The 12,506-nt window shown below is 61.1% G+C and carries 11 protein-coding genes; 4 read left to right on the top strand and 7 right to left on the bottom strand.

The genetic code is table 11. The annotated features are described in order from the left end of the window. Window positions 1–32: 32 nt before the first annotated feature. From LDN75_RS08440 to dinB, 6 genes are all read right to left on the bottom strand, one after another. Window positions 33–1,829 (bottom strand): penicillin-binding protein 2, encoded by a 1,797-nt coding sequence (locus LDN75_RS08440; RefSeq protein ID WP_223936689.1) that lies wholly within the window; start codon window positions 1,827–1,829, stop codon window positions 33–35. 42 nt (window positions 1,830–1,871) lie between these two features. Next, window positions 1,872–2,534: a hypothetical protein gene (locus LDN75_RS08435; RefSeq protein ID WP_223936688.1), complete on the bottom strand. Its 663-nt coding sequence runs from the start codon at window positions 2,532–2,534 to the stop codon at window positions 1,872–1,874. Continuing rightward, the gene (gene rsmH / locus LDN75_RS08430) at window positions 2,531–3,529 is read right to left on the bottom strand and encodes a 16S rRNA (cytosine(1402)-N(4))-methyltransferase RsmH (RefSeq protein ID WP_223936687.1); all 999 of its coding nucleotides are present in this window, start codon (window positions 3,527–3,529) and stop codon (window positions 2,531–2,533) included. Before rsmH ends, LDN75_RS08435 begins: the two co-directional genes overlap by 4 nt. A 167-nt stretch (window positions 3,530–3,696) precedes the next feature. Continuing rightward, complete coding sequence (mraZ, locus tag LDN75_RS08425) at window positions 3,697–4,128, bottom strand: division/cell wall cluster transcriptional repressor MraZ (protein WP_223936683.1); 432 nt, start codon at window positions 4,126–4,128, stop codon at window positions 3,697–3,699. Window positions 4,129–4,568: 440 nt separating this feature from the next. Further along, window positions 4,569–4,937 carry a DUF3040 domain-containing protein gene (locus LDN75_RS08420; RefSeq protein ID WP_223936680.1) on the bottom strand — a complete coding sequence of 123 codons (369 nt, stop codon included), beginning with the start codon at window positions 4,935–4,937 and terminating at the stop codon, window positions 4,569–4,571. Window positions 4,938–5,178: 241 nt separating this feature from the next. Continuing rightward, complete coding sequence (gene dinB / locus LDN75_RS08415; protein ID WP_223936678.1) at window positions 5,179–6,459, bottom strand: DNA polymerase IV; 1,281 nt, start codon at window positions 6,457–6,459, stop codon at window positions 5,179–5,181. Between the two features lie 74 nt (window positions 6,460–6,533). Here dinB and LDN75_RS08410 point away from each other — a divergent pair, with 74 nt between their 5' ends. Then, the gene (locus LDN75_RS08410; RefSeq protein WP_223936676.1) at window positions 6,534–7,103 is read left to right on the top strand and encodes a hypothetical protein; all 570 of its coding nucleotides are present in this window, start codon (window positions 6,534–6,536) and stop codon (window positions 7,101–7,103) included. Continuing rightward, window positions 7,100–8,194, top strand: coding sequence for a polyprenyl synthetase family protein (locus tag LDN75_RS08405; protein ID WP_223936675.1), 1,095 nt, complete (start codon window positions 7,100–7,102; stop codon window positions 8,192–8,194). Before LDN75_RS08410 ends, LDN75_RS08405 begins: the two co-directional genes overlap by 4 nt. Before the next feature lie 123 nt (window positions 8,195–8,317). Here LDN75_RS08405 and LDN75_RS08400 read toward each other — a convergent pair whose 3' ends face one another. Beyond that, on the bottom strand, window positions 8,318–8,671 hold the full coding sequence (locus LDN75_RS08400) for an Rv2175c family DNA-binding protein (RefSeq protein WP_223936674.1): 354 nt from the start codon (window positions 8,669–8,671) through the stop codon (window positions 8,318–8,320). A gap of 261 nt (window positions 8,672–8,932) precedes the next feature. On the opposite strand from LDN75_RS08400, the gene LDN75_RS08395 reads away from it, so the two are divergent. Both LDN75_RS08395 and pknB read left to right on the top strand, forming a co-directional pair. Then, window positions 8,933–10,267, top strand: a complete 1,335-nt coding sequence (locus LDN75_RS08395; RefSeq protein WP_223936673.1) for a lytic transglycosylase domain-containing protein — start codon at window positions 8,933–8,935, stop codon at window positions 10,265–10,267. Between the two features lie 75 nt (window positions 10,268–10,342). Next, complete coding sequence (gene pknB, locus LDN75_RS08390) at window positions 10,343–12,418, top strand: Stk1 family PASTA domain-containing Ser/Thr kinase (RefSeq protein WP_223936671.1); 2,076 nt, start codon at window positions 10,343–10,345, stop codon at window positions 12,416–12,418. Window positions 12,419–12,506: the final 88 nt, after the last annotated feature.

The raw sequence follows: 12,506 nt of genomic DNA, 5'->3' as shown, positions 1-12,506 counted from the left end.
AATTCTTTGGCCGAAACAGACGCCCAAGAAGCTTACTTGACGAACTGCGGCAGGCGCGCGGGGGTGCCGGTGGATGGCGCCACGTTGTAGGTCCTGAGGACCTGGGACATGACGGAACGGAACACCGGCCCATTGGTGATGCCGTAGATATTTCCCCTCGGACGCTGCAGGACGACTTCCACAATGAACCGGGGGTCATCCATGGGCGCCATGCCCACCATCGAGGCCGTGTAGCCGTCGAAGCCTGCAAGGCCATCCTCGCGGGGCGCCTGTGAGGTTCCTGTCTTGGCGCCCACCCTGTAGCCATCAATGGCTGCGTCCTTGATCTGCCCCTCGGTCACTGCGCTTTCCAGGATGTCCCGCATTTGTTGGGCAGTTTCCTTGGACACCACCTGCCGGGACTCTTTGGCGGGAACCTTCTGCTCTTCACCCTCCGGGGTGATGTAGCTATCGATGAGCCTCGGCTGCAACATCACACCGTCGTTGGCGATCGACTGGAAGGCCCGCACGGTCTGCAGCGTGGACTGCGAAACGCCCTGACCGAACAGCACCGTGTATTGCTGGCGTTCATCCCACTGATCGGGCTTGGCGAGGATACCCGTGGCCTCCGCGGGAAGGCCAATATCCGTTTGTTCGCCGACGCCAAATTTCTTCAACCATTCGTAGCGCTGCTCTTTGGTCAGCCTGCTCCCGGCCATGACGGTACCGGTGTTCATGGACCAGCCCAGGATTCCGGCCAGCGTGCGTTCTTCGGTGCCGTGCTCGAACGCATCAGTGAACGTCTGGCCATCAATGGTGTAGGACGGTGGGATGGTGAAATGGTCCAGCGGGAAGGACTTACCTTCCTCGATCACCGCAGAGGCAGTAATCATCTTCTCGACCGACCCGGGCTCGTAGGCGGCCGTCACAGAACGCACACCCCTGTCCTTGGCATCAACTTTTCCGGGGTCGTTGGGGTCCGGAGCGTTCGTGTCCGCCAAGGCAATGAGGTTGCCCGTCTTGGTGTCGATCACAATGATCGAACCCCACTCGGCGTTCATCTTGTTGACCTGGCTTTGGATAGCCTGCTGTGCGAAGTACTGGATGTCCGTGTTGAGGGTCAGCTTGACGTCGCTTCCATCCACTGCCGGCGTGAGCTCATCGGTAGCCACCGGGATTCTGAGGCCATCGGCACCGATCTCGAAAACGCGCTTGCCCTCGGTACCCCGGAGAACTTCGTCCTGGGTTTGCTCGATGCCCGCCTGGCCCGTGGTGCCGTCCTGGAGGAATCCCACCACCCCGCCGGCCACACTGCCGTTCGGGTAGACACGCTTACTGACGCCTTCGGCAGCTACACCGGGAATATGCAGCTTGGAGATTCGGTCTTCAAGCTCGGGTTTCACATCCTTGGCCACCGTGAAGTACTTCTTGTCACCGGTCACCGACTCCCTGACCTTGGCAGCGTCGGCACCAAGGAGCGATGCCAACTCGGAGATCCCTTGGTCGCGCGAGACCGTCTCTACTTCTTCAGTCTTCTCGTTGTACCGCTTGAATTCAGCAGTGGCAGTGTTCAGGACCTGATCCACGACAATGTTGTAGCGGATGACGCTGCTGGCCAGGACGGTACCGTTAGCGTCCAGGATCCTGCCGCGTTCGGCTGGCAGTACCTGTGGCGTGAGGCGGTTGGCAAGGGCGGCTTCCGCCATGCCACCGACATCAAGGCCTTGGACCATGAAGAGTTTCCCGCCCACCACCAACAGCAGTGTCAGCATGATGCCAAGACCAACCCGGAGCCGCTTCCTTGCCGCCGGCACCTTCGTCTTTTTTGATTTGCCGGGGTTTTGCGCCACGTTGATTCCTTGCTGCTGGCCTTGCTTCGGTGATCTTGCGGGCTAGTGCCCTGGTGCCTTCTGCTGGGGAGCGGGAACGGATCCCCCGTGAAGCTCCGCGGGCGCGGCTGCCGGGGTTGCCGGCTTGGCAGCAGGCGCAGCCGATGTGGCCGCGGGCGCTGCAGGTGTTGCCGGCTTGAGGTTCTCCAATGGATCCCTGGTAGTCACCGAGGGAACCACATCAAGCTGGCCAGCAACGGCCGGAGGGGCGATCACGGCCGCGGGGTTGTCTCCCTTGACAGCCGGGGTTGCCTTTCCGGTGACCGCCATGGTGTTCAGATCAATCTGGCCCTTGACGGTGGACTGTACCATTCCCAATTCTGCAGCCTTTGCAGCCAGATTCTGGGGAGCCTCGAAGTTCTGCTTCTTCTGTGTCAGGTCCTGGTTTTCCTTGTTCAGCGTGGCTGCTTCAGATTTGAGCTGCACCAACCGGTACTGGGCTGTGGATACGGAAATGTTCAGCACGAGCACCGTCAGCAGTGCAGCCGCCATGACCACGAAGCAAAGGACAACAAACGGAGTACGCCGCTTCCCTGGGGCGCTGCGCACAAGCGAGAGCGGCGTACGCACCCTGCGACCGGCGTCGGGCTTACCGGCTGGAGCCGGGAGTGCCCGGGCGGTGTTGCCCACCACGGAGGGCAGTGTCTTCGCTGCGGCGGTGCTCATGCGACTCTCCTTGGCTTGATGCGCTCCACGGCCCTGAGTCGGGCAGACGCCGCGCGCGGGTTCTCGGCAATTTCTGCGGCCGTGGGCACTTCCGTGCCCTTGGTCAGCGTTTTCAGTTCGGGTTTGTGTTCTTCGAGTTCAACGGGGAATCCGAGCGGAGCAGAGGACTTGGATCCGGCCTGGAAAACGGCCTTTACGATCTTGTCCTCCAGCGAGTGATAGGACATGACGACGATCCGCCCGCCCATTGCGGTCGCAGCGACGGCGGCCGGAACGGCCCGTTCCAGGACATCGAGCTCTTCGTTGACCTCGATACGCAGCGCCTGGAAGGTCCGCTTTGCCGGGTGGCCACCACTCTTGGCGGCAGCAGCAGGTACTACACCACGGATTTGCTCAACGAGTTCTCCGGTGGTGGCGAAGGGCTTCTCCGCGCGGGCGTTCACAATGCGATTGGCAATCCTGCCTGCAAACTTTTCCTCACCCCATTTGCGGATGATGCGAACCAGGTCTTCTTCGCTGTAGTTATTGACGACGTCCGCCGCTGTCTGTCCGCGGCTGGTATCCATCCGCATGTCCAGTGGCGCGTCATAGGAATAGGCGAAGCCGCGTTCACGCTCATCCAACTGCAGGGACGAGACACCCAGGTCCATGAGGATGCCGTGGACTTCCGGGATGCCGAGATCGGCAAGGACGTCCTCGATTTCGTCATAGACCGCATGAACCAGATCCGTGCGGTCGGAGAACGGTTCCAGCCGCGCGCCGGCCAAGGCCAACGCTTCCTCATCGCGGTCGATCCCCACGAGGTGCAAGTCCGGGAAGCGCTGCAGCATGGCCTCGGAGTGGCCGCCCATGCCCAGGGTGGCATCGATAACGATTGGAGTCTCACCTCTGGACCGCGCCGCTTCGAAGCCGGGGGCGAGCAAGTTGATGCAGCGGTCCTTCAGGACGGGCACGTGGCGCTCAGATGTGGGCTTTGCCGCGTCCTGCTCTTCCACGTTGCCTCCTCTTTCCTCAATCGCTTGCTTTTAGTTCCTTGGATCGGATCCCCATCCGCGCCTATCGTTCCGCCGGCCTGGCTCAGGGGAAGTTGAGCCAGGAAGACAGTTCGATGGGCGGCTGGAGATCCCATCCAAGAACCAGGGCCAGGGCCCCATCCGACCGGCTAGATGAACCCAGGCAGATTGTCGTCGTCGGTTTCCGAGAAGGCTGCTTCCTTCTCAGCGAGGTATTCATTCCAAGCCTCGGCGTCCCAGATCTCCGCACGGGTGCCGGCACCAATAACTGCCAATTCCCGGCCAAGCCCTGCATAGGCCCGGAGCGCCGGTGGAATCGTCACGCGCCCCTGCTTGTCAGGTACCTCGTCAGAGGCTCCAGACAGAAAAACCCGAATGTAATCACGAGCCTGCTTGGAGGACAGTGGTGCCTCCCGCATCGATTCGTGAATGCGCTCGAATTCCTTCTGGCTGAAGACGTAAATACAGCGTTCCTGACCCCTTGTGAGAACCAGGCCCTCGGCAAGCTCCTCGCGGAACTTCGCGGGAAGTATGATCCGGCCCTTTTCATCAAGGCGTGGGGAATGGGTGCCAAGAAACACCGGCCCACCGCCCCTCAGTCAAGGTGCCCGTTCATACCCAACACTGCCAATACCCTCTTATGCGCTCCACTTTACTCCACAAAGCCCCACAGTCAACGCACGTTGGGGCGTTTCTCCACCACTTTGAGTTTCGACAGCCGCGTAATCGCGCGGATCCAAGCGCGTGGGGGGAAGTGGAGGACTAAGGGAAGGCCTGGAGTGGCTCCGTGCGCCTGGGTGGAATCAGCGCCAAGGCTGGTCGCGCTGCGGATCCATAGCGGGCTGCCAAGCCTCCGGGGGGTGGAAAGTGGAGGACAGCGTTGTTAAACGCAAAAAGACCCGCCAAAGGGTCTTTTTTGTGTCCCCTGCAAGTCAGGGGCGTGCACCATTTACTGGCACAGGTAATTAAGGAAACGTCGCTTCGAAAGGATCCAGTTCCGGGTTAATGCAGGTAGCCACGCTCAATTGTCGTCGCGGCGACGCTCGTCCCAGCGCTCCTCAAGGTTGCTCATGAACGAACTCTTGGACTTTGGTTTTCCGGTTTTACCCTTCCGGGCCTTGCCGAACGCCGCACCCCGAAGAGTCGCGAAGTAGACACCCGCGCCCATCACGACGAAGCCGAGGACACCAACGAAAATCTGTTGGAGTGACACGCCGACAAGCAGCAGGAGAATGCCGGCGATGGCACCGAGTACACCAATTATCACGTGCCGGGTTGACCAGCTGCGGATGGGATCCGAACCCATGGTGTTGGCAAACTTCGGATCGTCCTCATGAAGCTGCTTCTCAAGTTGCTCAAGCAGCTTCTGTTCATGCTCCGAGAGGGGCATCGCGACCTCCTTTAGTCAGCCAGCGTCTGGACGAATCGCGGCCTGTGCGTCTGCTTCCAAAACGATCGGGCCAAGAAAAGCGTTCCCAAAAAATTTCCGCTTTGTTAGCGGACATCCCGGGACCGACTGCTCAGGAAACAGCTGTCCAGACGATCTAAATATCTGTACTAATTAGGATAGTTTGTCGGACGCTGTTCTGAAAGACGCGTGGAAGGCACCTGCACGGCATCGCAGGGCTGGCTCATTGAGCGTCAGGAGCCTTGCCCGGTTCCAGGAGCTTGCCCGGTTCCAGGAGCCTTGCCGGGAGCAGCGTTTTGGAGCCGAAGCGTTCCGCAACGCGGTCAAGGGCCTGTTCCGCAGCCCGCCAGTTGTCATCCCGCCGGTCAAGGCTGAGCTGCATGGACGCTTGGTCCGCAGGTTCCAACTGCTCCGCGCGGACACCTACAAGACGGACGCTCATGGAGCGGGTTCCCAGGGACTCAAGTAGTTGCACGGCCACTTGGTAAATCAGCTGGGCGCTGTCAACGGGAGTGTGCACCGTCCTACTGCGGGTCACAGTGGAAAAGTCGGCGAATCGGATTTTCAATGCCACGGTCCGGGCCAGCATCCCCGAACTCCGCAGCCGTGCCGCCGTGCGATGGGACAACCTCAGGAGCTCCCTGTTCAGCAAGGCGTCGTCTGCGGAGTCTGTGGTGAAGGTCTCCTCCGCCCCGATGCTCTTTTCCAGCCTGGTGGGAGTGACTGGCCTGGGATCCATCCCCATGGACAGTTGGTGCACATGTTCTCCGCTGGCGCCAAGGACCTTTTTCAGCGATGCCACAGGCGTAGCCGCCACGTCAGCCACTGTCCGAATGCCCAGGCGAGCCAGTACCTCGGCCGTCTTGCCGCCGACGCCCCAGAGGGCATTGACCGGCAGGCTGTGGAGGTAAGGGATGGTGTCCTCGGCGTCGATCTGGAGAATGCCGTCCGGCTTGCAACGGGTGGACGCGATCTTCGCCACAAACTTGGTCCCGGCAATCCCCACGGAAGCGGTGATACCAAGTTCAGTCCGAACCCGACGGCGGATGAGGTGGCCGATGTCCAAGGGCGATCCGAGCCGTCGGATTGCACCGCCGACGTCCAGGAAGGCCTCGTCAACGCTCAGGGGCTCCACAAGATCCGTGATGGACGCGAAGATCTCCATGAGCTGCGCGGAGACCTCATAGTAGAGCTTGTGGCGGGGGTGGATGATGACAGCGCCCGGGCACATGCGCATGGCAATAGCCATAGGCATCGCCGACTTCACACCTGTGGCCCTGGCTTCGTAGGATGCCGACAACACCACGGAACGTTCAGCAGGAAAGCCGACGATCACTGGCTTGCCACGCAGTTCAGGCCTGCTACGCAATTCCACGGAGACGAAAAACGCGTCCATGTCCACATGCAGGATGCTGGTTCGCCGCTGTTCCCGCAGGGCATCTTGAGCGCTGCGGGCTGGCTCGCGACCCGCGCTTTGGGCGCTACCGAATGCTTCCTGCCTCACAACGGCAATACTATGCCCGGCCACTGACTAAACTGGAGGCACAGTCCCCCGTCAGCCCAAGGAAGGATACCCCTGTGAAGCTCTTTGGAACTCCTCAATCGCGAGGGTTTGCCCTGCTCGCAGCGAGTGTCGCCCTGGCGGTCTCCGCCTGTACTCCGTCCCCCAGCAGCCCGGCGGCCACATCCGGATCGGGGAACCCCTCTGATTCCTCCACGGCAGCGCCCTCTTCCCCAGCCACTTCCCCGTCTTCGTCACAGACTCCTGGCTCGTCCGGTTCAGCCGTACCGGCACCCGGTGCGACGGCCACAGTCGGCGCACTGGTCCCCGGCTTTCCGGAACAACTCATCGCTGTGATGCCCAAGACGTCGGTTCGTTCCAGCAGCTACGACAAAAACGCGTCTCCTGCCACAGTTGCCCTCGTGGGAACTGTCAAAGCTCCGCCGGAAAGCGTGGTGGACTACTACAAGACCTCGCTTGAAGCCCAAGGATTCAAGGTTGTTCCGGGCGCCCAAGCCGTAGGAAACGTCACGTCGATCGACTTCATTCGCGGTGACGGTGAAACAGTAAATGTGTCTGTAAGGCAAAAGGAAGGCGTTTCCACATTCACCATTGGCGCCAACGTGGCGGCCGGGTCCGTCAAGTGACGCCCGTTTCCCAACTCCACACGGAGCAACACGAGTTTATTGGCGGCGTAGCCGGGAAGTTGAACGAGTTCCTGGCGGTCCAGCAGGACATGATGGCCACGATTTCACCGGATGTCGCGCCTTTGATGGGGTCGATATCGAATCTCGTCACAGGCGGAAAGCGACTTCGTGCGCTGATGTGCTACTGGGGTTGGCGCGGTGCGGGCGGCACGGCAAGGGACGCGGACATCTTGACAGCCGGTTGTGCCCTCGAACTTTTCCAAGCTGCGGCCCTGATCCATGACGACATCATTGACCGTTCCGATACCCGCCGCGGGGGTCCCAGTGTGCACCGTCGCTTCAGCCAACTCCACGAGGCCAACGGATGGGCCCTGGACAATGAACGGTTCGGGCATGCAGCGGCAATCCTGACCGGCGATCTTTGCCTCTCCTTCAGCGAGCAATCCTTTACGGAAATAGGTCCCAGGGCAGCATCCGGAAGCGAGGCCCGCCGCATATTCAATCTCATGCGTGCCGAGGTGATGGCCGGGCAATATCTGGACATCCTTGAGGAAGTAGCTGGCCCTGTACGCGATCGCGCGGGTTCAGTGGAACGGGCCACCTCCATCATTCGCTATAAGTCCGCAAAGTATTCCACCGAGCATCCTTTGGCGTTGGGCGGAGCGTTGGCAGGCGCCTCAAAGGAGTTGCTGAAGGCATATTCAGCATTTTCATTGCCGCTCGGCGAGGCCTTCCAACTACGTGATGACGTCCTGGGCGTTTTCGGTGACCCCGAAACAACGGGAAAACCCGCGGGGGATGACCTCCGCGAGGGCAAACGGACTGTGCTGGTTGGATTTGCCATTAACCTGGCTCCCACGGATCAAGCGGCATACCTGGACGAAATGCTGGGAAAGCAGGATCTGGGCGAGGACGAAGTCTCCAGAATCCGCCACATTATGGTCCACTGCGGAGCCCTTGACGCCACAGAGTCGTTAATTGCCGAGCTGAGCGACCAAGCGTTTGCGGCTCTGGAACAGCTGCCGCTGGAAGAATTACCGCTCACGGCACTGCGCCAACTGGCTGAGGCGGCTGTCAGTCGGGCCGCTTGAGCGGGCTTATTCCAATTGACTAACGGGGCTATTCCCACTGGTTGGGACGACGACGGCGGTCAGGAACCGCCGTCGTCCGCTCTTTAACTGCTTCTAACGGAATTCAGGCTGCCCGTTAACCAACTACCAAGCGAGGGACTGGGCGCGACGCCGAATCTCCGTCTTGCGTCCTTCGCGCAACGCATCGATAGGCCGTCCCCGCAATGAATCGTCGGGCGTAAACAACCACACGATAAGTTCTTCGTCGTTGTAACCAGCATCGCTGAGGACCGCAATGGTTCCCTTCAAGCTGTCCACGACGTGTCCATCCTGGATAAACAACGCCGGAATCGACCGGATATTCCGTTCCCCCCGCCTGATAGCCACGAGCGCGCGCTCATCCAGCAGTCCGTGGACTTTGGTGATGGAAACTCCCAGCAGCTCGGCGACATCCGGCAGCGGCATCCAGTCGGAAACAAGGCTTTCTACATTACTCACGGAACAAGGTTGCCACGCCGGGCTGTCACTCGCCTAGCCGGAGTGCGACGGCGGTCCCTGCGGGCGGGCGAAAGTCACCTTTTCATGCGGATGAATTCGGCGAGGTGATTTCCGGACGGCGGGAATTGTTGTGCCGATTGAATAAGTGTGAGAGATTCACACTGATCACACTTGCATCATTGATAACATCAGTAACATTGGCAACACTGGTAACAGCGGCAACACAAACCTATTCCCGCTGCTGAGATGAGGACACACTCCATGACGACGCCCCGCTCGCCGAAACGAACCATGAGCATGCCGGTAATTGCGGCAACCACGGCTGCGCTTCCCGCTGTGGTTTTGTCCTCGCTTGCCTTGGCCCAGCCAGCCATGGCGACGCCGGCACCTCAGCCCCGCAAGGTTCCCGCCACCCTCGCTGCAGCCATGCAGGCCCAAGCGGCCAAAGCGGGAAACGTCATTCCTGCCCAGGCGGTTGCCGCAACGCTTCCTGCCGCCCTGCAGCCCATGGCCCCCTCCGTGCCGGACACGTACAAGATCGTCCGCGGAGACACCATCAGTGCCATTGCGCGGCGCTTCAACCTGGACACGTCCGCTGTCCTGCAGTTGAACAAGCTCACGGCAACAACGCTGATCTACCCTGGCCAGACCATTAAACTGACAGGCACCGCTCCGGCCGCCCCTGAACAGTCCCCGGCCCCGGCCCCGGCTGCACCCTCAAACGCCACCACCTACACTGTGGTTTCCGGGGATACGCTGGGCGCCATCGCTGCCCGGCACGGAGTACCACTGTCCAGCATCTTCAGCTGGAACAACCTCAGTGGCAGCTCCATCATCTACCCTGGCCAGAAGATCAAGGTCAGTGGCGGCTCTGCACCGTCAGCTCCCTCGGCTCCTGCACCGGCGCCAGCGGCCACCCCGGTGGCCAGCACAGGTTCCTACACCATCAAGGCGGGCGACACCCTGAGCTCGATTGCGTCGCGTCACAACGTATCGTTGTCGGCGTTGATGAGCGTCAACACAGTTTCTGCTACCACCGTGATTTACCCGGGACAGAAGCTGACCATCCCGGGCACCACGTCACTGCAGCCGGCCGGGGAGACCAAGCCACTGGTGCCGAGTTCATTCCTCGGCTTCACCTACCCGCCGGCGGTGGTGAGCTCGGCGAACGAGAACAAGGCGCTGCTGAACGCTTCGCCTGTCCCCAGCCGGGATGAAATGAAAACGATCGTGGCTGATACAGCCCGCCGAATGGGAGTCAGCCCGTCATTGGCATTGGCATTTGCCGAGCAGGAATCCGGCTTCGACCAGCGTGCGGTCTCCCCAGCCAACGCCATTGGCACCATGCAGGTCATTCCTTCCTCCGGCCAGTGGGCATCTGATCTGGTGGGGCGCAAGCTCAATCTCCTGGATCCGTATGACAATGCGACGGCCGGCGTCGCGATCATCAGGGCACTTGTCGCCACCAGTAAGGATCTCGACAACGCCATCGCCGGTTATTACCAGGGGCAGTACTCGGTCAGCAAGTACGGCATGTACGACGACACCAAGCGCTACGTCGAATCGATCAAAGCCCGGCAACGCACTTTCGGCTAAGCCGCCCCAAGCACCTTTGGACGAGGCCCGGATCCCCGCGGATTCGGGCCTCTTCCCTGCCTCGTTTAGGATCGTATGGTGCAAGAACCAACGCAGGACCACCTCATCGGGACCACTGTGGACGGGCGCTACCACGTCCGCTCACGGCTTGCGAGGGGCGGGATGTCCACTGTTTACCTGGCCACGGACCAGCGCCTGGAGCGCGACGTGGCCCTCAAAGTCCTGCACCCCCATCTGGCCAATGACGAGACGTTCCTGGAGCGACTCAGCCGCGAGGCCAAGGCCGCCGCGAGCCTTTCACATCCTCATGTTGTCAGCGTGCTGGACCAAGGCGAGGACGGGCACATCGCTTATTTGGTGATGGAGTATGTCAAAGGCCATACGCTTCGTGACGTCATCAACCAGCAGGGAGCGCTTCCACCGCGCTTGGCCCTGGCTTTGATCGATCCGGTCATCGAAGGTTTAGCGGCAGCCCACGGCTCAGGGCTCATCCATCGCGACATCAAGCCCGAGAACGTCCTGATAGCCGAAGACGGCCGGATCAAGGTAGGCGACTTCGGATTGGCCAGGGCTGTCACGGCCACCACAAGTACCGGTGCCTTGATCGGCACGGTCGCTTACCTGGCTCCCGAATTGGTGCTCGGCAAAGCAGCTGATGCCCGGAGCGATGTCTACTCGGCGGGCATCATGCTCTACGAGATGCTCACGGGCAAGCAGCCCTATGCTGGTGAGTCGCCGATCCAGGTTGCATACCAGCATGTCAATGCCGTGGTTGGCCGCCCTTCCGAGGCCGCTCCCGGACTTGCTGAAGACCTGGACGAACTCGTTCAGTGGTGTACTGCGGTGGATGCCGAGAACCGGCCGGTGGACGGCTCTGCCTTGCTGTCCGAGTTGCGCCACATCCGGACCACCCTCAGCGACGAGCAACTGGACCATAGGCAGCCGTCCTCACGCCCACTCTCCCCCGCCGGTTCCGCTGCGGCGGTCAGCCCGCTGGCCAATCCCCAGGAAAATCCAACCGAGGCCCTTGCCACGTCAGCGTCGCCCACCGAATTCATTTCCCACCAGAGCAACCCGACAACCGTCATGGCAGCGTCTGGAACGTCAGCGCGGCAACCGCACAATGCCGCCCTGGCCCTCCCCGGTGTGGACGATGACCTGCGTCAACCCGGCAAGCGGGAGCAGAAAAAGCTGGAACGGCAGCAGGCTAAGGAGCGGGCCCGGGCCGCCTCCACCCCAATGCGTCCCCTGCGTGAAGGCAATCCCCGCCGCCGCGCTGCTATTTGGACAGTCGTGATCGTGATCCTTGCGCTGCTGGCAGGTTCTGCCGGCTGGTTCTTTGGCATGGGCCCTGGGTCTCCCGGCACCGTTCCGGACGTCAAGAACAAGACCGTAGCTGAAGCCCAGCAACTCCTGCGCACAGCAGGATTCCAATCCGAGCCCCAGGACGTGTTCGACGACGACGTCCAGGCTGGACTCGCTGTCGGGACGGAACCCAAGTCCGGGGAGGTGGTGCGGAAGTTTCAACCCATCGCGCTATTCGTCTCGAAAGGCGCACAACTCTTTGCCCTGCCTGGGCTGGCAGGCGGGACGTTGGATGAAGCAAAGACAGCACTGAATGCCGCCCAAATGACCCTCGGCACCGTCACTGATGCATTCGACGAAAAGATCCCAGCAGGCGTTGTCATCTCCCAGGACCCCGCCCAGGGCAAGGAAGTACGCCACGGCACGCCGGTTGCCCTTGTGGTGTCCAAGGGACCCCAGCCCATCCCCGTCCCCGATGTGCGCGGCCTGCCCCAGGACGCAGCCGTGAAGGCCATCCAGGACGCTGGCCTGAAGGCAGCCATTGCCCCAGAGACGGTCAATGACAAAACCGTGCCCAAGGGCGCCGTGGTGGCACAGACGCCTGGCAATGGCACACTTGTCCGCGGCGAAACAGTGACCCTTACCGTCTCCAAGGGACCCAAGTTGGTGCGCGTCCCGAGCTTTATTGGCAAGCAGGCGGATGAGGCCGAGAAGGAACTGAAGAAGCTCGGGTTCAAGGTTGAGATCAACAAGGTGCTGGGAGGCTTCTTCGGCACAGTCCGCGATCAGAACCCCGTGAACGCCGAGATACCTGAGGATTCAGTGGTGAGGTTGACGGTCGTCTAGTAGATCGAGTCGTGTAGTAGATCGACGGGACGGCAACCCGAAGTAGGCAAACAATGGGCGGTCCGGATTCATCCGGACCGCCCATTTG

Origin of the sequence: Arthrobacter sp. StoSoilB5 (assembly GCF_019977235.1) — a bacterium.
Classification (GTDB): Bacteria; Actinomycetota; Actinomycetes; order Actinomycetales; family Micrococcaceae; genus Arthrobacter.
Note: the sequence above shows the minus strand (reverse complement) of the source record. Positions and strands in the feature narration are given on the sequence as shown.